At 68.9% G+C, this 25,048-nt stretch carries 24 protein-coding genes, 1 tRNA gene and 1 pseudogene; 13 read left to right on the top strand and 13 right to left on the bottom strand.

Translation table 11 applies throughout. From position 1 onward, the window contains the following. Positions 1-2: 2 nt before the first annotated feature. Positions 3-581: a TetR/AcrR family transcriptional regulator gene (locus tag ACXMYJ_RS21325; RefSeq protein WP_260753967.1), complete on the top strand. Its 579-nt coding sequence runs from the start codon at positions 3-5 to the stop codon at positions 579-581. Continuing rightward, complete coding sequence (locus tag ACXMYJ_RS21330; protein WP_260753965.1) at positions 578-2,116, top strand: glycerol-3-phosphate dehydrogenase/oxidase; 1,539 nt, start codon at positions 578-580, stop codon at positions 2,114-2,116. Before ACXMYJ_RS21325 ends, ACXMYJ_RS21330 begins: the two co-directional genes overlap by 4 nt. 11 nt (positions 2,117-2,127) lie before the next feature. Here ACXMYJ_RS21330 and ACXMYJ_RS21335 read toward each other — a convergent pair whose 3' ends face one another. From ACXMYJ_RS21335 to aceE, 7 genes are all read right to left on the bottom strand, one after another. Next, positions 2,128-3,561 carry an acyl-CoA carboxylase subunit beta gene (locus tag ACXMYJ_RS21335; protein ID WP_443186960.1) on the bottom strand — a complete coding sequence of 478 codons (1,434 nt, stop codon included), beginning with the start codon at positions 3,559-3,561 and terminating at the stop codon, positions 2,128-2,130. Positions 3,562-3,576: 15 nt separating this feature from the next. Then, entirely contained in the window at positions 3,577-4,830 is a 1,254-nt protein-coding gene (gene kasB / locus ACXMYJ_RS21340; protein WP_443186961.1) for a 3-oxoacyl-ACP synthase KasB, read from the bottom strand. Positions 4,831-4,859: 29 nt separating this feature from the next. After that, positions 4,860-6,110 carry a 3-oxoacyl-ACP synthase KasA gene (gene kasA, locus ACXMYJ_RS21345; RefSeq protein WP_460358774.1) on the bottom strand — a complete coding sequence of 417 codons (1,251 nt, stop codon included), beginning with the start codon at positions 6,108-6,110 and terminating at the stop codon, positions 4,860-4,862. Then, positions 6,107-6,406: a meromycolate extension acyl carrier protein AcpM gene (gene acpM, locus ACXMYJ_RS21350; protein WP_067956530.1), complete on the bottom strand. Its 300-nt coding sequence runs from the start codon at positions 6,404-6,406 to the stop codon at positions 6,107-6,109. Before acpM ends, kasA begins: the two co-directional genes overlap by 4 nt. An 82-nt stretch (positions 6,407-6,488) precedes the next feature. Beyond that, a complete protein-coding gene (locus ACXMYJ_RS21355; RefSeq protein ID WP_460358789.1) occupies positions 6,489-7,412 on the bottom strand; it encodes an ACP S-malonyltransferase in 924 nt (307 codons plus the stop codon). Between the two features lie 149 nt (positions 7,413-7,561). Beyond that, on the bottom strand, positions 7,562-8,845 hold the full coding sequence (locus tag ACXMYJ_RS21360; RefSeq protein ID WP_460358776.1) for a PucR family transcriptional regulator: 1,284 nt from the start codon (positions 8,843-8,845) through the stop codon (positions 7,562-7,564). Between the two features lie 98 nt (positions 8,846-8,943). Further along, positions 8,944-11,733, bottom strand: a complete 2,790-nt coding sequence (gene aceE, locus ACXMYJ_RS21365) for a pyruvate dehydrogenase (acetyl-transferring), homodimeric type (protein WP_443187105.1) — start codon at positions 11,731-11,733, stop codon at positions 8,944-8,946. A 240-nt stretch (positions 11,734-11,973) separates the two neighbouring features. On the opposite strand from aceE, the gene ACXMYJ_RS21370 reads away from it, so the two are divergent. The 4 genes from ACXMYJ_RS21370 (at position 11,974) to ACXMYJ_RS21385 (ending at position 13,594) form a co-directional block, all read left to right on the top strand. Then, positions 11,974-12,477: a hypothetical protein gene (locus ACXMYJ_RS21370; protein ID WP_443187106.1), complete on the top strand. Its 504-nt coding sequence runs from the start codon at positions 11,974-11,976 to the stop codon at positions 12,475-12,477. Between the two features lie 136 nt (positions 12,478-12,613). Beyond that, a complete protein-coding gene (locus ACXMYJ_RS21375; protein ID WP_443187107.1) occupies positions 12,614-13,006 on the top strand; it encodes a DUF3052 domain-containing protein in 393 nt (130 codons plus the stop codon). Between the two features lie 2 nt (positions 13,007-13,008). Further along, positions 13,009-13,473, top strand: a complete 465-nt coding sequence (locus tag ACXMYJ_RS21380; protein WP_443187108.1) for a peroxiredoxin — start codon at positions 13,009-13,011, stop codon at positions 13,471-13,473. Positions 13,474-13,519: 46 nt separating this feature from the next. Next, positions 13,520-13,594, top strand: a tRNA-Val gene (locus ACXMYJ_RS21385). Between the two features lie 18 nt (positions 13,595-13,612). On the opposite strand, the gene ACXMYJ_RS21390 is transcribed toward ACXMYJ_RS21385, so the two are convergent. Next, positions 13,613-14,254, bottom strand: coding sequence for an SOUL family heme-binding protein (locus ACXMYJ_RS21390; protein ID WP_460358777.1), 642 nt, complete (start codon positions 14,252-14,254; stop codon positions 13,613-13,615). A gap of 49 nt (positions 14,255-14,303) precedes the next feature. Beyond that, the gene (locus tag ACXMYJ_RS21395) at positions 14,304-16,013 is read right to left on the bottom strand and encodes an amidohydrolase (RefSeq protein ID WP_443186983.1); all 1,710 of its coding nucleotides are present in this window, start codon (positions 16,011-16,013) and stop codon (positions 14,304-14,306) included. 64 nt (positions 16,014-16,077) lie between these two features. On the opposite strand from ACXMYJ_RS21395, the gene ACXMYJ_RS21400 reads away from it, so the two are divergent. Continuing rightward, entirely contained in the window at positions 16,078-17,031 is a 954-nt protein-coding gene (locus tag ACXMYJ_RS21400) for a cobalamin biosynthesis protein (protein ID WP_460358778.1), read from the top strand. Here ACXMYJ_RS21400 and ACXMYJ_RS21405 read toward each other — a convergent pair. From ACXMYJ_RS21405 to ACXMYJ_RS21415, 3 genes are read right to left on the bottom strand one after another with little or no spacing between them, the layout of a single operon-like run. Beyond that, positions 16,985-17,821, bottom strand: coding sequence for an SURF1 family cytochrome oxidase biogenesis protein (locus tag ACXMYJ_RS21405; protein ID WP_460358779.1), 837 nt, complete (start codon positions 17,819-17,821; stop codon positions 16,985-16,987). The two genes, ACXMYJ_RS21400 and ACXMYJ_RS21405, sit on opposite strands and share 47 nt — an antisense overlap. Positions 17,822-17,823: 2 nt before the next feature. Then, positions 17,824-18,318, bottom strand: coding sequence for a low molecular weight protein-tyrosine-phosphatase (locus ACXMYJ_RS21410; RefSeq protein ID WP_260753681.1), 495 nt, complete (start codon positions 18,316-18,318; stop codon positions 17,824-17,826). Next, positions 18,311-18,988, bottom strand: coding sequence for an HAD hydrolase-like protein (locus ACXMYJ_RS21415; RefSeq protein WP_260758157.1), 678 nt, complete (start codon positions 18,986-18,988; stop codon positions 18,311-18,313). The genes ACXMYJ_RS21410 and ACXMYJ_RS21415 overlap by 8 nt, the downstream gene beginning before the upstream one ends. Before the next feature lie 84 nt (positions 18,989-19,072). Here ACXMYJ_RS21415 and ACXMYJ_RS21420 point away from each other — a divergent pair, with 84 nt between their 5' ends. From ACXMYJ_RS21420 to ACXMYJ_RS21430, 3 genes are read left to right on the top strand one after another with little or no spacing between them, the layout of a single operon-like run. After that, positions 19,073-20,197 carry a Nif3-like dinuclear metal center hexameric protein gene (locus tag ACXMYJ_RS21420; protein WP_443186987.1) on the top strand — a complete coding sequence of 375 codons (1,125 nt, stop codon included), beginning with the start codon at positions 19,073-19,075 and terminating at the stop codon, positions 20,195-20,197. A 1-nt stretch (position 20,198) separates the two neighbouring features. Further along, positions 20,199-20,936: a zinc ribbon domain-containing protein gene (locus ACXMYJ_RS21425; protein WP_260753671.1), complete on the top strand. Its 738-nt coding sequence runs from the start codon at positions 20,199-20,201 to the stop codon at positions 20,934-20,936. Continuing rightward, positions 20,933-22,012, top strand: coding sequence for a bifunctional RNase H/acid phosphatase (locus ACXMYJ_RS21430; RefSeq protein WP_460358780.1), 1,080 nt, complete (start codon positions 20,933-20,935; stop codon positions 22,010-22,012). Before ACXMYJ_RS21425 ends, ACXMYJ_RS21430 begins: the two co-directional genes overlap by 4 nt. Here ACXMYJ_RS21430 and ACXMYJ_RS21435 read toward each other — a convergent pair. Further along, positions 22,003-22,584, bottom strand: a complete 582-nt coding sequence (locus ACXMYJ_RS21435) for a helix-turn-helix domain-containing protein (protein ID WP_460358781.1) — start codon at positions 22,582-22,584, stop codon at positions 22,003-22,005. The genes ACXMYJ_RS21430 and ACXMYJ_RS21435 overlap by 10 nt on opposite strands. 47 nt (positions 22,585-22,631) lie before the next feature. Here ACXMYJ_RS21435 and ACXMYJ_RS21440 point away from each other — a divergent pair, with 47 nt between their 5' ends. The 3 genes and pseudogenes from ACXMYJ_RS21440 to ACXMYJ_RS21450 all read left to right on the top strand — a co-directional run. Further along, positions 22,632-23,531, top strand: a complete 900-nt coding sequence (locus tag ACXMYJ_RS21440; protein ID WP_460358782.1) for an NAD(P)/FAD-dependent oxidoreductase — start codon at positions 22,632-22,634, stop codon at positions 23,529-23,531. Positions 23,532-23,533: 2 nt separating this feature from the next. After that, a complete protein-coding gene (locus tag ACXMYJ_RS21445; protein ID WP_443186992.1) occupies positions 23,534-24,151 on the top strand; it encodes a class I SAM-dependent methyltransferase in 618 nt (205 codons plus the stop codon). A 119-nt stretch (positions 24,152-24,270) separates the two neighbouring features. Further along, a pseudogene (locus tag ACXMYJ_RS21450) lies at positions 24,271-25,048 on the top strand (HNH endonuclease); the annotation flags it as partial.

Here is a 25,048-nt window from a genome sequence, read left to right on the forward strand (position 1 = left end):
AGATGATGTCAATCCGTAACTCTGATGCGAGCGTCGAGCAGCGAATCCTCGACGCCGCTGCCGAGTGCATCCTGGCTTTCGGGGTGGAACGGACGACCATGACCGAGATCGCGCGCAGGGCCCGGGTGAGCCGGCCGACGATCTACCGGCGGTGGCCCGACATCCGCTGGGTGATCGCCGAACTGCTCACCGTGCGCATCGCCGGCGTTCTGGAGGCGATCCCGGACCGCGGAGCCGACCGGGAGGCGACGGTGGGACGCGTCGTGGCCGTGGCAGACCATTTGCGCGCCGACGTGATCGTGCAGTCGGTGATCCGCAACGCGCCGGGCCTGGCGATGACCTACATCGCCGACCGACTCGGCACCAGCCAGCAGATTCTCATCGACGCACTGGCCGAGGCGATCAAAGCCGGTCAGGACGACGGCAGTATCCGGGCCGGGGATCCGCGCGGGATGGCCGCGATGTGCCTGCTGATCACCCAGTCGACGATCCAGTCGGCGCAGATGGTCGCCGAGTTGCTGGACAACGACGCACTCAACCGCGAGCTGGCACTCTCTCTGAACGGATATCTGAAACCATGAGTGGCGCAACTGCTTTGAACGCCGCACGCCGGGCCGCCGAACTCGCGCAGCTCGGGGAAGGCGCGCCCGTCGACCTCGTCGTGATCGGCGGCGGCATCACCGGCGCGGGTATCGCGCTCGACGCGGTCACACGCGGGCTGTCGGTGGTGCTGGCGGAGCGACACGACCTCGCATTCGGCACCAGCCGCTGGAGCTCCAAACTCGTGCACGGCGGGCTGCGGTACCTGGCCAGCGGCAACGTGGGCATCGCCCGGCGCAGCGCCGTGGAACGCGGAATCCTGATGACCCGCAACGCGCCCCACCTCGTACATGCGATGCCGCAGCTCGTTCCGCTGCTTCCGTCGATGAACACGGCGTCCCGCGCGTTGGTCCGGTTCGGCTTCGCCGCCGGCGACGGTCTGCGCAGGCTGGCAGGCACCCCGGCGGACACGCTGCCCAGGTCGCGTCGGATCGACGCGCACCGCGCCGTCGGTTTGGCTCCGACCGTCGCGCGGGAAGGGCTCGACGGAGCGCTGCTCGCCTACGACGGACAGCTGATCGACGACGCCCGGCTGGTCACCGCCGTGGCGCGTACCGCCGCCCAGCACGGCGCCCGGGTACTCACCCGGGTCGCGGCGTCGGACGCGTCCCGCGACGCGGTGACGCTCACCGACAGCACGACGGGGGAGTCGCTGCGGGTGTCGGCCCGCGCTGTCGTCAACGCGACGGGTGTCTGGGCGGGGGAGGTCGACGACTCGATCAAACTGCGCCCGAGCCGCGGCACGCACCTGGTGTTCGACGCCGCGAAATTCGGCAATCCGGTTGCCGCGCTGACAGTTCCGATTCCGGGTGAGATCAACCGGTTCGTGTTCGCGATGCCCGAACAACTGGGCAGGGTGTACCTGGGGCTGACCGACGAGGATGCCCCCGGCCCGATTCCGGACGTGCCGGAGCCCACCCCCGGGGAGGTCAGGTTTCTGCTGGACACGGTCAACACGGCGCTGGATGCGGCGCTGACAGAGGCGGACGTGATCGGCGCCTACGCAGGCCTTCGTCCGCTCATCGACACGGGAGCCGGCAGGACGTCCGACATCTCCCGCGAGCACGCGGTCACCGAGTCGCCGTCGGGCGTGCTCACCGTCATCGGCGGCAAGCTCACCGAATACCGGTACATGGCCGAGGATGTCGTCGACCGTGCGGTGCAGCTGCGCGGGCTCGCCGCGGGCGTGTGCCGCACCCGCAACCTGCCGCTCGTCGGCGCACCCGCCAATCCCGTTGCCACGCTGCGATCTTCGACCGATCTGCCCGGTTCGCTGGTGGCGCGGTACGGCGCCGAAGCACCGAACGTGATCGCCCGGGCCACCTGCGAGCGGCCCACCGATCCGGTCGCCGACGGCATCGACGTGATCAGGGCCGAATTCGAGTATGCGGTCACCCACGAAGGGGCGCTCACCGTCGACGACATTCTGGACCGCCGCACCAGGATCGGGTTGGTGGCCCCAGATCGCGAGCGTGCCATGGCCGCCGCCGAGGAGATGCTGTCGCCGGCCCGCTGAAACTCGCCCGGTTACAGCGGGATGTTCTTGTGGCGGCCGCGGCGCAGCGGCGCCTCGGCCAGCGCCTGCGTCAGCTTCGAGCGGGTGTGCGCGGGGTCGATCTTCTCGTCAACCACGCCGATCTCGATCGCGGAATCGACACCGCCGGCGATCTTCTCGTGCTCGATGGCCAGCGCCTCGTGCAGCGACTCGCGCTCCTCGGGGGCGGCGGCGGCCAGCTTCTTCTTGTGCAGGATGCCGACCGCGGCCTTGGCGCCCATCACGGCGACCTCGGCCTCGGGCCACGCGAACACCTTGGTGGCGTTCAGGGACCGCGAGTTCATCGCGATGTAGGCGCCGCCGTAGATCTTGCGGGTGACCAGCGTGACGCGCGGCACCGACGACTCACCGAACGCGTGCAGCAACTTGGCGCCGCGACGGACCACCCCGCCCCACTCCTGGTCCACACCGGGCAGGTAGCCGGGCACGTCGACGATGACCACCAGCGGGATGCCGAACGCATCGCACAGCCGCACGAAACGGGCTGACTTCTCCGCGCTTTCGGAGTTCAGGCAGCCGCCCAGGCGCAGCGGGTTGTTGGCGATCACACCGACGGTGCGTCCGGCCAGCCGGCCCAGGCCCACGACGATCGACGGCGCCCAGCGGGACTGGAACTCCTCGAACGGGACACCCTCGTCGAGCAGAGCCTCCACGAGCGGATGCACATCGTAGGCGCGTCGCGCCGACTCGGGCAGCAGCGCCTTGAGGTCGGTGTCGCCGGCTTCGGCCTTGCTGCGGTCGAAATGACCCTGCTGGCAGAACAACCCGACCAGACGACGGCCGCGCTGGTAGGCGTCGAGCTCATCGTCGGCCACGATGTGGCACACGCCGGACTTCTTGTGATGGGCCTCCGGGCCGCCCAGGGACACCATGTCGACGTCCTCACCGGTCACGCTGCGCACCACGTCCGGGCCGGTGACGAACACCTTGCTGTCGGGGGCCATCACGATCACGTCGGTGAGCGCAGGGCCGTACGCGGCACCGCCGGCGGCGAAACCGACCACCACCGAGATCTGCGGGATGTAGCCGGAGGCCCGGATCATCGCCTCGAACACCAGGCCGACCGCGTGCAGCGCCTTGACGCCCTCGGCCAGCCGCGCGCCGCCGGAGTGCCAGATGCCGACGATCGGGCTCTGCTCCTCGATCGCGACGTCGTAGGCGTCGACGATGTGCTTGCAGCCGTCGACGCCCATGGCGCCGCCCATCACGGTGCCGTCGGTGCAGAACGCGATGGTGCGCACACCGTTGACGGTGCCCGCGGCGGCCAGCACACCGGACTTGTCCCGCTGGTGCAGTGGCTCGACGCTGCCGTCGTCGAAGAAAGTGGACAGGCGCAACAGCGGGTCGCGCGGGTCGAGAGATTCGTTGACTGCTTCGGGGGCCAGCCCGTTCTCCAGGGTCGTCATGTGTTCTCCTGCTTGTCAGTACTTCCCGAAGGCGAGTGCGACATTGTGCCCGCCGAATCCGAATGAGTTGTTGATCGCGTACTCGTAATTGCCCGGCCGCGGTGAACCTGCGACCACGTCGAGGTCGATCTCGGGATCAAGATTCTTCAAGTTCAGCGTCGGCGGGATGATCCCGTCCCGCAACGCCTGCACGGTCAGGATCGACTCGACCGCGCCGACCGCCCCGACCGAATGGCCGAGCGCGGATTTGGGGGCGTACACCGCCGGGCGGTGACCGCCCATCGCATTGTTGATGGCCTTACCCTCGGCCACATCGCCGACGCTGGTGCCGGTGGCGTGCGCGTTGACGTGGTCGATGTCGGTGGGTTCGAGGCCCGCGAGCTGGATGGCACGCGTCATCGCGTAACCGGCCCGTTCACCGTTCGGATCGGGCGCCACCATGTGGTAGCCGTCCGAGGTGATGCTCGCACCCATCAACCGGGCCAGGATTTTCGCGCCCCGAGCCTTGGCGTGCTCCTCGGTCTCGATGACCAGCACCGCGCCGGCCTCCCCGAACACGAACCCGTCGCGGTCCTTGTCGAAGGGGCGGCACGCGCCGGCGGGGTCGTCGTTGTTGGTCGACATCACGATCCGCATCTGTGCGAAACCGGCGATCGGCACCGCCTCGATGCGCTGCTCGACGCCTCCGCAGATCGCGATGTCCGCCTCGCCGAGCACGATGTTGCGCCACGCCTGGGCGATGCCCTCGGAGCCGGACGCGCACGCCGACACCGGGGTCACCACACCTGCTTTGGCGCCGCGTTCCAGGCCGATCACGGCCGACGGGCCGTTCGGCATGTACATCTGCACGGCCAGCGGGGACACGGCGCGCACGCCCTGCTCCCGCATGCCGTCATAAGCGAACACCAGAGCTTCGGCGCCGCCGAGGCCGGTCCCGATCGACACCATCAACCGCTCGGTGTCCACCTCGGGGGAGCCGGCGTTCTCCCACACCCGCCTGCCGAGCACGGTCGCCATCCGCTGCGGATAGGACATGCGCCGCAGTTCGACCGTGTCCAATTCGGACTCGAAGTCCTCCAGCAGGTGACCGCCGATGCGGACCGGAAGGTCGAACTCCTCGACGAACGGATCCTCGAGCCTGCGGATTCCGCTCTGACCGTCGAGGAGCGCCTTCCAGGTCCCTTCAGCGTCAGTGGCCACGCTGGTGGACATCGCGATACCGGTGACGACGACGTCGGGCAGCCCGTTACCTGTTGTCGGCGAAACCATGCTGATTCGCGAGTCCTCTCTCGATCGGATCAGTAACGACCGAAGGCCAGAGCCACATTGTGGCCGCCGAAACCGAACGAGTTGTTGATGGCGTACTGGTAGTCGCCATACCGTGGCTCGCCCGCGACGACATCGAGATCGATCTCAGGGTCCGGTGTCTCGTAGTTCAGTGTCGGCGGGATGACCCCGTCGCGCAGCGCGAGCACCGTCAACAGGGACTCGAGAGCACCCACGGCGCCGATCGAGTGACCCAGAGCCGACTTCGGCGCATACACCGCGGCGTGCTCCACACCGGCGACGCGGATGGCATTGGCCTCCGCGGTGTCACCGATCGGGGTAGCCGTGGCGTGCGCGTTGACGTGCGAGATGTCCTTGGGGGACAGCCCGGCGGTCTCCATCGCCCGCTTCATCGCCGCGCCGGCACGCTGGCCGTCCGCGGCCGGGGCCACCATGTGGAACGCGTCCGAGGTGATGCCCGCGCCCATCAGGCGGGCCAGCGGCTTGGCGCCACGGGCCAGGGCATGCTCCTCGGTCTCGATGATCATCATCGCGCCGGCCTCGCCGAACACGAACCCGTCGCGGTTCTTGTCGAACGGCCGCGAAGCCCCGGCGGGATCGTCGTTGCGCGTGGACATGGCGCGCATCATCGAGAACGCCGCGATGGGCAGTGCCTCGATGCCGCCTTCCACGCCGCCGACCACGGCGAAGTCCGCATCACCCATGACGATCTGACGCCAACCGTGGGCGATGGCCTCCGACCCGGACGAGCACGCCGACACCGGGGTGATGACCCCGGCGCGGGCGCCCAGCTCCAGGCCGGCGACCGCCGCCGCGCCGTTGGGCATGATCATCTGCACCGCGAGCGGGGAGACCTTGCGGGGCCCGCCCTCGTTCATCGCGTCGTAGGTCTCGACGATCTTCTCGCCGCCGCCCAGACCGGTGCCGATGATCACGGCGAACCGGTCGGGGTCGACCTCGGGCTTGCCCGCGGTCTCCCAGAGCCGGCCGGCCAGCAACTTCGACATGCGCTGCACGTAGGACATGCGGCGCATGTCGATGCGCGTCATGTGGCTGTCGACGTTGTCGACGAGGTGTCCGCCGATGCGCACCGGCAGGTCCCACTTGTCGACGAAGTCGTCCTCCAGAATCCGGATGCCGCTCTCGCCTGCCAGCAGCCCCTTCCACGTGCTCTCGATATCTGCGGCAAGCGCTGTGGTGGCCTCGACGGCGGTCACCACAACGCTGGGGAAACCGCCGTTAGCAGTGGAAGGACGGGTCACTTGTCACCCGTGATCTGGGCCCGAATGGCCGCGGCGGCCTCGGGGTTCTCTTCCTCGAGCTTCTGGATGTAGGCGACGACGTCGCCGACGGTGCGCAGGCCGGCGAGGTCCTCGTCGGGGATCTTCACGCCGTACTTGTCCTCAGTCTGCACGGCGATCTCCACCATCGACAGCGAGTCGATGTCCAGGTCGTCGACGAACGACTTCTCCGGAGTCACCTCGGAGGGCTCAATACCGGTGACCTCTTCGATGATCTCGGCGAGACCGGCGATGATTTCTTCCTGAGTGGCGGGCACAGTGGCTCCTTCTATTTATCGGGTGTTACTTCGAACGGACGGAAACTGTCTGTACTTGTGCAACTGGACGACGCGCGGGTGCTCAGAAAGCGCCAGCGAGCCCGTCCAGATCAGCGGGGGACTTGACGGCGTGCGTCGGCGTCCCCCGAAGTTCGCGTTTGGCGATGCCGGTCAGGGTCCCTGCGGGCGGGAACTCGACGATCGCCGTGACACCCTGCTCCTTCATGGAGGCGGTGCACAGGTCCCAGCGCACGGGCCGGGTCATCTGGGCGACGAGCTTGGCCATCGCGTCGGCTGCCGAGGAGACCGGGCGGCCGTCGGCGTTGGACAGTAGCGTGACGCGGGGCTCGCTGGGATTGATCCGGTCGGCGACCGCGGTGTACTCGGCGAGCGCCGGCGCCATGTAGTGGGTGTGGAACGCGCCGGCGGTGGCCAGCGGACGCACCCGGGCGCGGGCCGGGGGATCCTCGGCGAGCTTCTCCAGGGCGGCGAGCGCGCCTGCGGCGACGATCTGGCCGGCGGCGTTGCGGTTGGCCGGGACGAGGTCCAGGGCTTCCAGCCGCGCGAGCACCTCGGCCTCGTCACCGCCCAGAAGCGCGGACATGCCGGTGGGCTCCAGCGCGCAGGCCTTGGCCATCTCCTTGCCACGGGTGGCGGCGAGCGAAACGGCTTCGTCGGCGGTGATCACGCCGGCGATGGCGTAGGCGGCGATCTCACCGACCGAGTGGCCGGCGGCGATGACCTCGACCGGGCCTTCGAGCCCGTAGTTCTCGCCGCGCTTGCTCAGTTCTTCGTAGGCCAGCAGCGTGGCGGCGACGACCAGCGGCTGGGTGACCGCGGTATCGGTGATCTGCTCGGCCGTCGCGGTGGTGCCGAGTGTCGCCAGATCGAGTCCGCTGATCTGCGACCATGCCTCGATACGCTCAGCGGCGCCGGGCAGCTCCAGCCACTCGGCGAGCATGCCGGGAGTCTGCGAACCCTGTCCGGGCGCGAGGAATGCGAGCACAGTCGTCTGAGGCACGTCTCTAAGAGAACATTGTGAAGACGGATTTGAACGGTGTAAGAGATTATGAACCTCGTCTTATGTTTTTGTAGGTAGTCCACAAATCCGCATGTGATGCGACTCCATCGAGACCTCGCCGCAACCTGTTATCCCTAAGAGATGCCTCCAGGTGTGACGGAGCCAACACCCGTGACCTGCTCAGATCCCACCGCGGAGACGGCTGTCGACTGCGCATGACGGTTCAACCGGCCCACCGAGGAAGCCACCCGCAGCACATAGGCATCGCGCGGAATCGTCGGGTCGCGGCCGGTGAAGTCGGCGATCCGCTTCAACCGGTACCGCACGGTATTTGGATGAACGAACAATTTGCGTGCGCAAGCTTCTATGGCGCCGCCGGAGTCAAGGTAGGCGTCGAGCGTCTCCACCAGCGCAGGGCCGGCGTCCGACAGCGGCCGCATCACGTCGGCTTCCAGCGCGGCGGCCGCGTTCGCATCGCCGAGCAGCGCGCGTTCGGGCAGCAGCTCCCGCGCGGCCACCGGACGCGGGGCGCCGGCCCAGCCGGCGACGGCGTTCATCCCGGCGATGGCCTCGGTGGCACTGCGGTGGGCGGCGCCGAGTGTCGGGGCGGTCGGGCCGATCACGACCGGGCCCTCGGCGAAGACCTTCATCAGATCCGACAGGAAGCGGTCCGTCGGCGACAGACCGCCCGACACGACCGCGACCAGCCACGTGCCGTGCACATCGGACAACGCCGCGCGCCCGTTGCGGGCCGCCACGTCACGCACGTCGTCACCGGCGAATTCCATCCGGTCCGGGCGCGGCATGCCCACGATGACCGTGGCCGGCGCGGTCGCGTCCCAGTTGAGCGCGGCTGCCTGCGACTGCAGTTCGGTTCCGGTACCGCCGCGGACCACCGCGTCGACGAGGTTGGCCTCCATCCGGATGTCCCACGCGCCGCGCGCCTCGGCCTGGTCGGCGTAGGCGGTGGCGGCCGCGAACGCCAGGTCACGGCTGTACCGCAGGATGCCGGCCGTCAAGGCGGTGAGCTGCTCCTCGGAACGGGCCAGCAGCGGCACCACTTCTTCGAAGAACTCCATGGTCACGCGAACCATCTCCACCGACTGGCGCAGCGCGATCCGCCTGCGCAGATCCTGTGGCACCACCTCAAAGGCCTGGGCGGTGTAGCTGACGTCGCTGCGCGGGTCGCGCATCCACTCGACGAAGTTCACCACCGCGGTCTGTACCACCAACTGGACGCTGGCGCGCTGGTTGGCTTCCAGCGCGGCGAAGAACGGCAGCCGCTCCTCCATCACGTGCACGGCCTCGGTCGCCAAACGGCCCGAATACTGCTTGAGCCGGCGCAGCGCCGACTCCGGCACGCTTTCCAGCACGTCGACGGTCGAGCGCGGCGGGATGAACCGGTTGTTGTCAACCATCCCTAAAATCTACGCCTGGTTTTGGCGGAAACCTCTAACCAACTACGCGACTCCGGGTCCGATGTCGTCGCTACGCGACTCCGGGTCCGATGTCGTCGCTACGCGACTCCGGGGTCCGACGTCTGCTCCGGCGCCGCCAGCACATTGTCGATCTCGTACTTCCGCGCCGCCTCGACCGCCACCGAGATGTCGATGTTGCCGTCGCGAGCCAGACCTTCGAGCACGCCGACGACGATCGACTCGGCGTCGGTGTTGAAATAGCGCCGGGCCGCGGGCCGGGTGTCGGAGAAGCCGAAGCCGTCCGTGCCCAGGGTGATGAAGGTGCCCGGCACCCAGGGCCGGATCTGCTCGGGCACCGCCCGCATCCAGTCCGACACCGCGACGACGGGTCCGGTGGCCTCGGCCAGCGCCTTGGTGACATACGGCGTCTGCGCGGGCCGGTCGGGATGGCGCAGCTTCTCCTTCTCGATGGCCACGCCGTCGCGGTTGAGCTCACCCCAGCTGGTCACCGACCAGATGTCGGCGGCGACGTCCCATTCCTCGGCCAGCATCTCGGCGGCCTTCAGCGCCGACGGCATCGCCACACCGGAGACCAGAATCTGCGCGGTGTTGGTGCGCTTCTCCGGCGCGGCCTGGTACCGGTACATGCCGCGCAACAGACCGTCGACGTCGATGCCCTCAGGCTCGGCCGGCTGTACGTAGGGCTCGTTGTAGATCGTCATGTAGAAGTAGACGTTCTCCGGGTTCTCGCCGTACATGCGGGCCAGGCCGCTCTCGATGATGTAGGCGATCTCGTAAGCGAACGCCGGGTCGTAGGCCACCACGGCCGGGTTGGTCGCCGCCAGCAGCAGCGAGTGGCCGTCAGCGTGCTGCAGGCCCTCGCCGACCAGCGTCGTGCGGCCGGCCGTCGCGCCCAGCAGGAACCCGCGGGCCATCTGGTCGGCCGCCGCCCACAGGCCGTCACCGGTGCGCTGGAACCCGAACATCGAATAGAAGATGTAAACCGGGATCATCGGTTCGTTGTGGGTGGCATACGACGTGCCCACCGCGGTGAACGACGCGGTCGACCCGGCCTCGTTGATGCCTTCGTGCAGGATCTGGCCGACTTCGCTCTCCTTATAGGCCAGCATCAGCTCGGCGTCCACGGCCGTGTACAGCTGGCCGTTGCGGTTGTAGATCTTCAGGCTCGGGAACCAGGAGTCCATCCCGAAGGTGCGGGCCTCGTCGGGGATGATGGGAACGATTCGCGGCCCGATGTTCTTGTCGCGCAACAGTTCTTTGAACGTACGTACGGTCGCCATGGTGGTGGCGACCTCCTGCTTGCCCGACCCCTTCTTCAGAGCCTTGTAGGTGTCGTGGCCGGGCAACGTCAGCGCCTTGCTCTTGGTCCGCCGTTCCGGCAGGAAGCCGCCCAAGGCGCGCCGGCGGTCGAGCATGTAGCGGATCTCCGGCGCCTCCGGGCCCGGGTGGTAGTACGGCGGCAGGTAGGGGTCGTTCTCGAGTTGCTCGTCGGAGATCGGGATGCGCTGGGCGTCGCGGAAGTCCTTGAGATCCTGCAGCGCAAGCTTTTTCATCTGGTGCGTGGCGTTGCGGCCTTCGAAGTGCTTGCCCAGCGTGTAGCCCTTGATGGTCTTGGCCAGGATCACCGTGGGCTGACCCTTGTGCTCCATAGCCGCGTGGTAGGCGGCGTAGACCTTGCGGTAGTCGTGACCGCCGCGCTTGAGGTTCCAGATCTCCTGGTCGGTCATGTTCTGGACGAGCGCCTTGGTGCGCGGGTCCCGGCCGAAGAAGTGGTCGCGGACGTAGGCCCCGTCGTTGGCCTTGTAGGTCTGATAATCCCCGTCGGGGGTGGTGTTCATCAGGTTCACGAGCGCGCCGTCGCGGTCGGCGTGCAGAAGCGCGTCCCACTCGCGGCCCCACACCACCTTGATGACGTTCCAGCCCGCGCCGCGGAAGAACGACTCCAGCTCCTGGATGATCTTGCCGTTGCCGCGCACCGGGCCGTCGAGGCGCTGCAGGTTGCAGTTGACCACGAAGGTCAGGTTGTCGAGGCCCTCCAGTGCGGCGACGTGCGCCAGGCCGCGGCTCTCGGGCTCGTCCATCTCGCCGTCGCCCAGGAACGCCCACACGTGCTGATTGGAGGTGTCCTTGATGCCCCGGTCGTGCAGGTAGTGGTTGAACCGCGCCTGATAGATCGCGTTCATCGGGCCCAGGCCCATCGACACGGTCGGGAACTCCCAGAAGTCCGGCATCAGCCGCGGGTGCGGATAGGACGGCAGCCCGCCGCCGGGATGGCTGTGCTCCTGGCGGAAGCCGTCGAGTTTGTCCTCGGTGAGCCGGCCCTCAAGGTAGGCCCGCGCGTAGATACCGGGGGAGGCGTGGCCCTGGATGAAGATCTGGTCGCCGCCGCCGGGATGGCTCTTGCCGCGGAAGAAGTGGTTGAAGCCGACTTCGTAGAGCGCCGCCGACGACGCGTACGTCGAAATATGGCCACCCACACCGACTCCCGGGCGCTGTGCGCGGTGCACCATGATCGCGGCGTTCCACCGGATCCAGGCGCGGTAGCGGCGCTCGACGTCCTCGTCGCCGGGGAACCAGGGTTCCAGCTCGGTCGGGATCGTGTTGACGTAGTCGGTGGAGGTCAGTGCCGGGATCGCGACGCGCTGCTCACCGGCACGCTCGAGCATGCGGAGCAGCAGATAGCGGGCACGGGCCGGACCGGACCGGTCCAGCAGGTCGTCGAAGGACTCCAGCCACTCGCCGGTCTCTTCGGGGTCGATGTCCGGCAGATACGACGCGACGCCTTCTCTGATCACGCGAACCCGGTCGGGTTCTGCTGCGCTGCCGGAGTTTTGGGCCAGGTCCTGGCGCACGAACTCGGTGGTCAACATCCGCTCCTTGTTAGGCGGTTTAAACACGTCCGCTTCGGCTCGGTGGGTTACCTTGCTTCCCGCGTACGCGGCTTTCCATCCTTGTCTAATCCTGCCCGATGCGCACTAGCGGGTCCGAAGTGCCGGGTGAACTGGCAGCCGACCCGGTAACGTCTGCAGACCGTGCTGATCGGTCGGTGGGGCGTCCGCACCGTGCGGCTCGCCGCATCGGTGACCGGCGCGTTGGCCGCGCTGGCGATGATCGTCGTGGGGTGCACCAGCGTCACCGACGGCGACGCCGCGGTCGCCGAGGGGGATGCGCCGCTGTACCGGGCGTCGGTGTCGGCGTCGATCGAGGAGTCCGCGGCCAGTTCCAGCGCCCGCGAGTCCCAGCGGCAGGCGTCGCTGACCGTCGAGGCCGTCCGCACCTCGTGCGAGGCGATGAGCTCCAGCAGCGCCGAGGCCATCGGTGCGGTCAACACCTACGTCGACGCGTTCAACAACAATCCCGCCGACATCGGCCGCACCGCCGGTCCGGCCGTCGACGCGCTCAACCACAGCGCCGACCTGGTCGCCGGCAGCCTCTCGGACCCGCTGACCCCGGAGCTGCGCGACGCGCTGAACAGCTGGGTCGATGCAGCCAGGGGCGTGGCGACGTCGATCGCGGGCAACTACGGAACCGACGAATTCAACGCCGCGATCGAGCGGTTGAACGCCTCCAAGACCACCGCGTTGGACCGATGCGACGCGGCATACCGATGAACCTGCCGCTACATGGCTTGCTGTGAGCGCTGGGCATGCGACGATAGGACTTCGAACGTGACCGAGCGCACGGTGCGCCAACGCGGCTGAAGGAGGACCGACGGTGTCGGCGGGTGATCCCCCGAACTACGCCCGAATGCTGGGCATCCACAAAGATCAGGTTGTGCAGGAGGTGGGCTGGGACGAAGACACCGACGACGACATCCGGGCCGACATCGAGGACGAGAGCGGCAACGACCTACTCGACGAAGATGCCGACGAAGTCGTCGACGTGGTGCTGCTGTGGTGGCGGGACGGTGACGGCGACCTTGTCGACACCCTGATGGATGCCATCACCCCGCTCGCCGACGACGGTGTCATCTGGGTGGTCACCCCGAAGACGGGCAAGCCCGGACACGTGCAGCCCGCCGAGATCGCCGAGTCCGCTCCGACTGCGGGCCTGATGCAGACCTCGTCGGCCAACCTCGGCGACTGGATCGCCAGCCGGTTGGTACAGCCGAAATCCAAGGCCGCCGGCAAGCGCGGCTAGTGATGCTCTCCGTCGGCCAAACCGCACCGGAGTTCACGCTCAAGGACCAGAACAACCAGCCGGTGACGCTGGGCGCTTTCCGCGGCACGAAGAACGTCGTACTGGTCTTCTTCCCGTTGGCGTTCACCGGGGTCTGTCAGCGTGAGCTCGACGAAATCCGGGACCACATCGGTGATTTCGTCAACGACGAGACCGCGACGCTGACCGTCTCGGTGGGCCCGTCGCCGACACACAAAATGTGGGCCACCGACCGCGGCTACCGGTTTCCGGTCCTGTCGGACTTCTGGCCGCACGGCGAGGTCAGCCAGGCTTACGGGGTGTTCAACGACGCGTCCGGGTTCGCCAACCGCGGCACCTTCGTCATTGACCGTGCCGGGATCATCCGCTTCGCCGAGTGCAAGGAGCCCGGCGAGGTCAGGGATCAGGCGGTGTGGACCCAGGCGCTGGAGGCGTTAAACACGAACTGACGGAATTTCCGGTTGGGCGGCTGCGCCGTGTAGCCTGCCCGGGATCGGGCGCGTAGCTCAGTGGTAGAGCTCTGGTTTTACACACCAGCGGTCGGCGGTTCGATACCGTCCGCGCCCACCAACAGGATCTGTGCGCCGATCAGCGGCCCGGATAGCCGGCGCCGCTGACGGAGACCACCACCTCGTTGCGGCGGCGCAACGGCAGAGTCCACGGCGGGTCGTAGAACCAGGCCATCGGCTCGCCCTGGGGCGTGAACCCGCTGCCCTGCAGGCCTTTGAGAAGTTCTTCGCTTTTGGCCGCGACGGCCTGCGGGCTGCGGTCGCCGGTGAAGCGCAGCACCGCGTACGTCTCGCTCGGCACCTCGACCAGTTCCACCCGTTCGTCGTCGGGTTCCGGGAGAAGCTCCATCGACCATTTCGACGGCATGAAGAACCGGATCACCGACTGGCCGCCGGCGTCACGGGACTGCGCGACCGGCGCCGTCATCGCGATCTTCTCGTTCTGCTGGGCGACCGGCGCGGTCATCGCGATCGAGGTCTTGCGGTGGTTGCCACCGAAAATGTAGCCGGCCAGCCGGCGGAACCCGGCGTTGCGGGCCATCTCCTCGTCACCGGTGACGGTGGTCTGCGCCGCGATGCGGGGCCCGTACCGGCGTACCTCGATGCTCGCTACGGTCGCCTCCTGCACGTACATCGGCTCCTCGGTGCCGGCGCGGACGCCGACGAGGGCCCCGAGGCCTTCGGCAACCTGGACTGCGGTGGAGGTGATCTTCTCGAACATGGCAGAACGTTACCCGTGCGGACGGCTGCGGCAATCTGACGAATTTCTTTCAGCAGCACGCTTTGGTGTCGCGCACGGCCAGGTGCGCATGTTCGGTGTTGTCGGCGCCGGCCACCGCGGCAAGGAACTCGTCCAGATCGATCCGGCGGCCGCTCAGCCAGGTTCCGGCCACCCGCACGGTGTCGATCAGCGCGTCGGGTGCGACCGTCCACGGGTCGGCGGTCAGTTCGACGAAGTCGGCCAGCTTGCCCGCCGTGATCGATCCCACCAGCTGGTCGCGGTGCAGAGTACGGGCGGCGTCGACGGTCTGCGCACGCCAGGCCTGGTCCAGCGTGATCGCCTGATCGGGGCGGTGCACGGTGCCCTTGCGGGTACGGCGGGTCACCGCGGTGGCGATGTTGGTCAGTGGCTCGGGCGGCGACACCGAACCGTCGTTGTGCAGCGACACACAGGCGCCGGAGGCGACGGCGTCGCCGAACGCCGCCCAACGCGCCCCATGCTCCGGGGCGAACATCGCCCCGTCGAGCAGTTCGCCCCAGTAGTAGTACTGGAACGGCGCCAGCGACACGTGTACCCCGAGCCGGGCGGCCCGGTTGAAATGTGTCCGGGTTCCCGCACCGCAATGCTCCAGTCGCCAGCGGTGGTCGGTGCCGACCAGGCGGTGTCGGGTCAGCGCGTCCTCATAGGCGTCCAGCGCCAAGTCCAGGGCCAGATCGCCGTTGGCGTGGAAGGCCATCTGCCAACCCGCGGGCGCGGCGCGGTCCAGGATCGCGTCGAGCTGTTGGCGGCTGTAGTTCATCGAATCCGCGCCCCCCGCGGTGGCCGGATCGATGCCTGCGGTGCGGGTTGCCTCGGTGTCAAGGTACGGGAACGAGATCGCGATGTTGCCCACCCACGGCGAGCCGTCGGTCCACAGTTTGACACCTGCCTTGGTGAGCCATTCCTCACCCGCCGCGAAAGTGGTTGGCTCGGAATAGGTGTCGGTGACCGACATCTCCCACATGCTGACCCGCAGCGGACACGACGGTGCGGCGGCCAGCGCCTCGTAGCCGGCGGCGAACTTCGGGTCGTAGGTCATGTCCGAGGTCGAGGTGTAGCCGCCCCGCGCCATCAGCGCGTAATAGTGCGCGGCCGAGACCAGCGGGTCGCCCATCTGTGCCATCAGCGGCATGGTGACGGCGGTGACCACCGGCAACTCGAAGCCCTGGCCGTTCAGCGATCCGTCCGGGTTGCGTCCGAAGTGGGAGGCGACCGGGTCGGCGGGCGGCTTGGCGTCCCAGCCGTTGTTGCGGATCAGCGCCGAGTTGAAGTACGCGCCGTGCCCGGAGTTGTCGGTGACGACGGTGACGCGGTCCCCGAAGATCCGGTCGAGTTCATCGGCTTTGGGTGCCGGGTGGCCGTGCAGCAGCGCGTCGTAGCCGGCGAACCACAGCGGGGTGCCGGGTTCGCTGGTGGCAAGCGCGTCGGCGAACACCGCCTGGACGTCGGCCCAGGTCGGGCAGTCCCATGGGGCGATCGACCTGGCCGGCGCCTGGGTGGCAACCCCGCTGATCAATGGATGGCCATGCGGCTCAACAAATCCCGGGGCCAACGCAGCGGCCCCGGTGTCGACCACCTCGGCGCCCGGCAGCGCGGCGCGGCAGTCCTCGATGCTGCCCACCGCCACGATCCTGTCGCCGGACACCGCGACCGCCTCCGCCCGCGCAACGGCGTCGTCCATCGTGATGATGGTCTTTGCGGTCAAGATCACATCAGCCATCGGCACAGTGTGTCACCCCGACCTCGGGGGGATCGCCGGTTTCCGGCTGTGAGACGCTGCGCGGATGTTCGCGCGTGGCTTGGGCATGGCTGTCGGTGTGGTGTCGGACCTGTGCTTCGGTGATCCGCGCCGCGGGCATCCGGTGGCGTTGTTTGGCAGCGTGGCAGCGGCTTTGGAGCGGCGCACCTATGCCGACGACCGCCGCGCCGGGGTGGCGCACACCGCGGCGCTGCTCGGGGCGGTCGGCGCCACGGGGCTCGTGCTGGAGCGGGCCGCCCGGCGGCGCAGCCGGTGGACCGAGGCCGCGTGCGTGGCGGCGGCGACGTTCACCGCCGCGGGCGGGACCACGCTGAGCCGCACCGGTGAGCGCATGGCGGAGTTGCTCGGCGCCGGCGACATCGACGGCGCGCGGCGGTTGTTGCCGTCGCTGTGCGGGCGCGACCCTTCGGTGCTCGACGCGGCGGGGCTGACCCGGGCCGCCCTGGAGTCGATCGCGGAGAACACCTCCGACGCGCAGATCGGCCCGCTGGTGTGGGCGGCGCTGGGCGGGACCCCCGGGGTGCTGGTGTATCGCGGCGCCAACACGCTCGACGCGATGATCGGCAGCAGATCGTCGCGGTATGCCCGGTTCGGTTGGGCTGCAGCACGATTCGACGACCTGGTGAACCTGGTCCCGGCGCGGGTGACGGGGCTGCTGGTGGTGTTGTGCGCGCCCGCGGTCGGAGGTTCACCGGTCGGGGCGTGGCGGGCTTGGCGACGCGACGCAGGCCGACATCCGAGCCCGAACGCCGGGGTGGCCGAGGCGGCGTTCGCCGGCGCGCTCGGGGTACGGCTCGGTGGGCCGACGCAGTACGCGCACGAGCTGGAGATCCGGCCCACGCTGGGGGACGGGCGCGTCCCGGCCGTCGACGATCTGTCGCGGGCGGTCCGGTTGTCCCGCGCGGTTCAGCTGGTCGCCGCGGCAGCGGCGGTCAGCGTCGCTTGCCGTAGCGGTCGGCGAGTTTCTGCTCGGTGGTGACCGGTGCGGCCTCGTCATCCGTGAGCTCGGATTCGGCGTCGGCCTGCGCCTTCTCGCGGCGGCGCACCTGAATCTCCGAGTACACGAAATACCCGACGCCGATCGGGGCGATGATGCCGAACGCGATCCACTGGATGCCGTATGACAGGAACGGTCCCGCGTCGAGGTGCGGCAGCGGGATCACCCCGAGCCCGCCGGGCTGGTTGTCCACCAGCTGCAGATACGAACCGGCCAGCGGCACACCGGTCAGAGCCGAGATCTGCTCGATGTTGATCGAGTACACCTGCCTCACGCCGTCGGCCTCGAACGGCGCTTTGTCCCGGGCGACGCCCTCGGAGTCACGCAGCCGCGCGGTGATCGTCACCGTCCCCGTCGGCGGCGCATCGAACTCCGGCACCTTCGATCCCTCGATCGGGCGCACGTATCCGCGGTCGACCAGCACGGTCGGCCCGCCGTCCACGGCGAACGGCACCAGCACCTCGAACGCGGGGTCGCCGTCGATCAGCCGCAGCCGGGCCAGCACCTCGGATTCGGGCAGGTACCGGCCCGTCGCGGTGACCTGCTGCCACTGTTCGTCCGGGGCCGCCGAATCCTGCTGCGGCAGCGCGCTGGTCACCGGAACCGGCTCGGCGGTCAGGGAGCGGGAGATCTGGTCGTTCTCCCGGGAGGTCTTGGTGTTCTTGCCCAGCTGCCACGGCGCAAGCACGGTGAAGCACAGGTACGCGAACGCCAGGACGACCACGAACAGCGCCAGCCATTGTGGTCGGAGCAGAAAGGCCCACCGTCGCATCGTCAGCCCACCCGTTCCCGTCCGGCCAGCTGCTCGTCCACCCAGCGGTGCAGGCCCGGCAGCGCCGCGTCGATCACCGTCAAGACGTCCTCGAAGTCGTCCTGGGTGCCGTAGTACGGATCCTCGACGTCGAGGACATGCGCCCCCGACCTCGAGTCGAAGGAGCGCAGCAGGCGCAGCCGTTCGGCCGGCACCCCCATGTGCTGCAGCATCCGCAGATGATTGCGGCCGAGCGCCACGATGAGGTCGGCCGAGAGGTGGTCGTCGGTGACCTGGGCGGCGCGGTGCGCCGACGGGTAGCCGTGCGCGCGGAGCACATGCCCGGCGCGACGGTCGGCCGGCTCACCCTCGTGCCAGTGGCCGGTGCCCGCGCTGCTGACCCGGACGACACCGGCCAGCCCGCGTTGATCGAGCTGGTGGGCGAACATCTTCTCGGCCATCGGGCTGCGGCAGATGTTGCCCGAGCAGATGAACGTCACGTGCAGCACCTCAGACACCGAGCACCTCACGCAGGTCGTCCACATCGGTGACGTGCGCCAGCGCGCCACCGTCGCCGTCGGTGAAGTCACGGTGGCCGTAGCCCCAGCCGACCACGATGGTGCCGATGCCGTGGACCGCGGCGCCCTCGACGTCGTGGAAGCGGTCGCCGATCATCACCACCCGGTCCGGGACCGGCGCCAGTTGCTCCAGGGCGCGCGCGACGACGTCGGACTTGACGGCCCGGGTGCCGTCGGGGCTGGCGCCGGCGATGACCTCGAAGCAGACGTCGAGGCCGAAGTGGGCGAGGATTCGCTGAGCCGTCGGTTCGGCCTTCGACGTCGCCACCGCCATCCGCACGCCTGCGGTACCCAGATCCGACAGCAACGCCGGGATGCCCTCGAACGGCCGGTTCATCGACCAGCCACGGCTGACGTAGTCAGCGCGATACGCGGCGATCGCGGCGTCGGCGCGCTCACCGAGGCCCATCTGACTCAGTGTGACGTGCATGGGCGGCCCCACGATCCGGCTGACCAGGTCACCGTCGGGGACGGTGGCGCCGACGGAGTGCAGGGCGTGACGGAAGCTGGCGACGATGCCCTCGGCGGAATCGGTCAGGGTGCCGTCGAGGTCGAAGATCACCAGGTCGCCGCGCCCGACGGGGGCGACGCGGCGGGTGCTGTCCAGCATGTCAGTCACGCGTCCATTGTCCCTGAGCCCGCGCCGGGGGTGCCGCTCGGTTCGGAGTGGCTTCGCGCGCACTAGTGTCGTGATGTGGCAAGTGTCCGGTTGGTCGACGTCATCGACGTGCTCGAAGCGGCCTATCCTGCCCGTCTGGCGCAGAGCTGGGATTCCGTCGGGCTTGTTTGCGGAGACCCGGCCGAGCCGGTGGAATCGGTCACCGTGGCTGTGGACGCCACCGCCGCGGTGGTGGCGCAGGTGCCCGAGGGCGGCCTGCTGCTGGCCCACCATCCGCTGCTGCTGCGGGGAGTGGATTCGGTGGCGGTGGACACGACGAAGGGCGCGCTGGTCCACTCGCTGATCCGCACCCGCCGCTCGCTGTTCACGGCGCACACCAACGCCGACAGCGCGTCGCCCGGGGTGTCGGACGCCTTGGCCGACACCTTGGGTCTCGAGGTGTGCGACGTCCTGTCGCCGGTGCCGTCCGGGCCTGCGCTCGATAAGTGGGTGGTGTTCGTGCCGGTCGAGAACGCCGAGGCGGTGCGTTCGGCGATGTTCGCCGCCGGCGCCGGGCAGATCGGCGACTACTCGCAGTGCAGCTGGAGTGTGGCGGGCACGGGTCAATTCCTGCCGGGCGACGGCGCCGTACCGGCGATCGGGACGGTCGGCACCGTCGAACACGTCGCCGAGGACCGCGTCGAGATGGTGGCCCCGGCCGCCCGACGGGGCGCGGTGCTCGCCGGGTTGCGCGCCGCACATCCCTACGAGGAACCGGCGTACGACATCGTGGCGTTGCAGAACCCGCCCGGCGACGTCGGGTTAGGGCGTATCGGGATCCTTGCGGAACCGGAACCCTTGTCGGCGTTCGTGTCCCGGGTCCGTGCCGCGCTGCCGAGCACATCCTGGGGGGTGCGCGCCTCCGGTGATCCCGACGCGGTCGTGTCCCGCGTCGCGGTCTGCGGCGGGGCGGGGGACTCGCTGCTGGCCGAGGTGGCGGCCGCGGGGGTGCAGGCCTACGTCACCGCCGATCTGCGCCACCACCCGGCCGACGAACACCGCCGCGCCTCGGACGTCGCGCTGATCGACGCCGCCCACTGGGCCACCGAGTTCCCGTGGTGCCATCAAGCCGCGGCCCTGCTGCGCACCCACTTCGGCTCGTCGCTGCCTGTCACGGTGTCCGACGTGCGTACCGATCCATGGAATGTCGAGGGATGTTGACGTGAAAGCCTCAGTGGCACAACAGCAGTTGCTCGCCGAGCTGGCCGAGCTCGACGCCGAGCTGGGCCGGCTCGGGCACCGCGCCAAGAACCTGCCCGAGCAGAAGGCGGTGGAGGAGGCGCAGGTCGCGCACCGTGCGGCCAACGACCGCCTCGCCGCGTTGCAGATCGCGCTGGCCGACCTGGACGCACAGATCGCCAAGTTCGACACCGAGATCGACGGCGTGCGTCAGCGCGAAGACCGCGACCGCGCGCTGTTGGACGGCGGGACCGTCGACCCCAAGCAGCTCGCCGACCTGCAGCACGAGCTGGAAACCCTGCAGCGGCGTCAGGCCAGCCTCGAGGATTCCCAGTTGGAGGTCATGCAGCGACGCGAGGATCTCGCGGCCGACCAGGCTCGCGAGTCGGCCACCGTCGACGAACTGCAGACCGCGCTGGACGACGCGCAACGCGCATGTGACGTCGCCCGCGCCGAGCTGACCGAGGGCGAGGGGCGGGCGGCGGCCAGGCGTGCGGAACTAGTCGCCGCGATCGACGACGAGCTCGTCACGCTCTACGAACGCCAACGTGCGCGCGGCGGCGTGGGCGCCGGTGTGCTGCAAGGCCGTCGCTGCGGAGCCTGCCGGATCGAGATCGACAAGGGCGAATCGGCGCGGATCGCCGCGGCCGCCGACGACGACGTGCTGCGGTGCCCTGAGTGCTCGGCGATCCTGTTGCGGGTCAAGGCTTCTCGTCCATGAAAGTGATTGTTGAGGCCGACGGCGGGTCGCGCGGTAACCCCGGGCCGGCCGGTTACGGTGCAGTGGTCCGGTCGGTGGACGACGATGCGGTGCTCGCCGAGGTGGCCGCACCGATCGGCACCGCGACCAACAACGTCGCCGAATACCGGGGTCTGATCGCAGGCCTCGAAGCCGCCGCGGAAGCGGGTGGCACCGAGGCGGAGGTCTTCATGGACTCCAAAGTGGTGGTGGAGCAGATGTCGGGCCGCTGGCGGGTCAAACACCCCGACCTGGCGCCGCTGCACCGTCAGGCCGGCGACCTCGCGCGCAGGTTCGAACGCATCACCTTCACCTGGATTCCCCGCGCCGAGAACAGCCACGCCGACCGGCTCGCCAACGAGGCGATGGACGCGGCATCACGCAGGGAGACATCCACGGCGACAACGGAAGTAGTCACCAACCCGGCAGGCTGGACCGGAGCCAAGGGTGCGCCGACCAAGCTGCTGATGTTGCGGCACGGGCAGACGGCGTTGTCCGTGGAACGTCGTTACTCGGGCCGCGGCAATCCCGAGCTGACCGAACTGGGCGTCCAGCAGGCCGACGCGGCAGCCCGGTACCTCGCCGGCAAGGGCGGTGTCGACGTCGTCGTCTCGTCTCCGCTGCAGCGCGCCCACGACACCGCGACCGCCGCGGCCAAGGCGCTCGGGCTGGACGTCCAGGTCGACGACGACCTGATCGAGACGGATTTCGGTGCCTGGGAAGGGCTGACGTTCCTGCAAGCCTCCGAACGGGACCCCGAGCTGCACCGGCGCTGGCTGCGTGACACCTCCGTGCCTCCGCCCGGTGGTGAGAGTTTCGACGACGTCGCGACGCGGGTGTCGAGGGCGCGACAGCGGCTGATCGCCGAGCACCCGGGCAAGACCCTGCTTCTGGTGTCCCACGTGACGCCCATCAAGACGCTGCTGCGGATGGCCCTCGACGCGGGGCCGGCGATCCTGTACCGATTGCATCTGGACCTGGCGTCGCTGTCGATCGCGGAGTTCTACCCTGACGGCGCCGCCTCGGTGCGTCTGGTCAACCAGACCGCCTACCTGTGATCGCCGTGCACGTGCACGCGTTCACCGTGCAGGCCGAACAGCGCGATGGCCTCCACCGGTCCGTCGACGACACCGAACCAGTGCGGGGTCCAGGTCGAGAACTCCACGGCCTCACCGGGTTTGATCGTGAAGTCGCGGTCTCCCAGCAGCAGGCGAAGTTGGCCGGACAGCACGTACATCCAGTCGTGACCTTCGTGGACCGGTAGCTCGGGCGGGGGAGTGCGCCTTCGGGCGCTGACCCGGATCTTGTAGGCGTGCAGACCTCCCGCCGGTCCCTGCCCGGTCAACGGCCAGAACGTGATCTGGTTGTGCGTGTGTGAGCGCCCGTGCACCCGGGGATCCTCGACGTCGGGGGCGCGAAGCAGTTCGTCGGTGCTGACCGACAGGGCAGCCGCCAGGCGGGGCAGATGATCCAGTGCCAGCCGGCGCTTTCCGGATTCCAGCCGGCTCAAGGTGGAGACGTCGATACTGGACTTGGTGGCCACATCCTCGAGCGTCATGCCGCGCTGCATGCGCAGGTCTCGCAGGCGTCGCCGCACCCGGACGTCCACGCTCTCGTCTTTTGCCTTCATGGCAAATCAGCTTGGCATCCGATGGCGCGGCGGTGCAAGGTCGTCTCATGGACAAGTTGTGGGACTGCGTGATCGTCGGTGGCGGCGCTGCCGGGCTGAGTGCCGCGCTGGTACTCGGCCGGGCGCGTCGGCACACGCTCGTCGTCGACGCCGGTGCGCAGAGCAATCTCGCCGCTCACGGGATCGGCGGCCTGCTTGGCTTTGACGGTGTGCCGCCTTCGGAGCTCTACGCGCGGGGACGTCGAGAGCTGGCTGCCTATCCCAGCGTGCGGGTGGTCGACGGGCAGGTGATGAACGCCGTCGCGGACGGCGGGTTCACCTTGGTCCTGGCCGAGGGCAACACGGTGCGGGCCAGACGGGTGCTTCTCGCGACGGGAATGCGCTACGAGTCTCCGGCGGTCCCGGGACTGGCGGAGTTGTGGGGGAGGTCGGTGTTCCACTGTCCGTTCTGCCACGGCTGGGAGGTTCGCGATTCGTCGCTGGCGGTGCTGGCCGACGGCGATCGCGGAGTGCACATGGCGACGCTGCTGCGCGGTTGGAGCGAGGACGTCGTTCTGCTGAGCCAGGATCTCACCGACACGCACCGGTCGCGGTTGGCCGAAGCCGGAGTGGTGGCCGAAGAGCAGCCGGTCGCCGAACTGGTTTCGCGGGACGGCGAATTGGAGTGTGTGGTGTTCGCGGACGGAACCAGCCTGGCCCGGCGTGGGTTGCTGGTGGCCGCGACGCTGCACCAGCGCTCGGCACTCGCGGCTGAGTTGGGCGTGAGATTCGCTGCGCCGGGCCCGGTTTCGGTGGAGGCGATCGAGGTGGACGGAATGTTCCGAACGTCGGTGTCCGGCGTGTTTGCGGCGGGCGACGTGTGCGCGCAGATGCCGCAGGTGGCGGCCGCGGTGGCGGCCGGGTCTGCGGCGGCAGCATCAATAGTGGCGAGTTTTCTGGAGGAGTGACGATGGCATCTGAGGTCAAACAGCATTGGGAGGACCGGTACGCCGAGAGGGACCGAATCTGGAGCGGGCGGGTGAACCGGTGGCTCGCCGAAACATCCCAACTGGAAAAGCCAGGCCGGGCACTGGATCTCGGTTGCGGGGAGGGGGGTGACACGGTGTGGCTGGCCGAGCAGGGCTGGCACGTCGTCGGTGTCGATATCTCCGAGACTGCGCTGGAACGTGCCGCCGCCGAGGTGGCGGCACGCGGGTTGACGGACCGGGTGCGGCTGGTGCAGATGAACCTGTCCGAGACATTCCCCGACGGCGCGTTCGACCTGGTGTCGGCGCAGTTCCTGCAGTCGATGGTGCATCTGGACCGGGAGCGCATTTTCGCCGCGGCCGCGCGGGCGGTGGCGCCCGGTGGCCTGCTGGTGGTCGTCGATCATGCGGCGGCGCCGCCCTGGGCGGTACACGTGCGCGACCATGTCTTCCCGACCGTCGACGAGGTGCTGGCGTCGATCGACCTCGGAGAAGGGAAGTGGGATCAGGTCCGGATCGGCACGGTGGAGCGTGAGGCCGTCGGGCCGGACGGTCAGCAAGGACTGCTCCAGGACAACCTGATCGTGATGCGGCGGCTCTGACTTCGTCGATCAGCTCTTCGCGGATCGGGTGACGATGGCTTGTCTCCCCGCCTGCCTTGCGGTCAGATCTTCCGGCTGGTGGGGCGGGGTTGTCAGAGGTGCAGGGTAGCGTCGGGTTTATGTTCGAAAGTGTGTTCGATGTCGATTTCGATGTTGATGAGGGGGCGTCGCAGGCCGAGTTGCGGGCGGTGGTCGAGCGGTGTGAAGCGCTGAAGTCGGCCGCGGCCGCCGCCCAGGCCCGCGCGACCGCGTTGTGGGCGGCCAAACGCCGCGCCGCCGAGGACGCTGCCGGGATCCGCGCCGATCGGCGCGGTAAAGGGTTGGCCTCCGAGATCGCGTTGGCCCGCCGTGATGCCCCGGTGTGCGGGGGCCGGCATCTCGGGTTGGCTCAGGCCCTGGTGCAGGAGATGCCCTACACGTTGGCCGCGCTGGCGTGCGGGGCGCTCTCGGAGTGGCGGGCCACCCTGATCGTGCGGGAATCCGCCTGCCTGTCGGTGCAGCATCGCCGCCAACTCGATGAAGAACTGTGTGCCGATCCGTCGCGGTTGACGGGGTGGGGCAACCGCCGCGTGGAGGCCGAGGCCAAGAAGATCACCGCCCGCCTGGACGCCGCCGCGGTGGTGGCACGGATCAACAGCAGCGCCGCTGATTGTGCGGTGTCCTGCCGGCCCGCCCCCAACACCATGGTCTATGTCACGGTGCGGCTGCCGCTGGCCCAGGGGGTCGGGTTGTATGCGGCCTGCCGGCGGGCCGCTGACACCAGCGGTGATGGGCGCCCGCGCGGGCAGGTGATGGCCGAGACGATCTATGAACGCGTCACCGGGCATCCCGCTGCCGGGCCGGTGCCGATCGCACTGAATCTGGTGATGGCCGACACCACCCTGGCCGGTGATGACG

It is taken from the genome of Mycobacterium sp. ZZG (genome assembly GCF_054786995.1).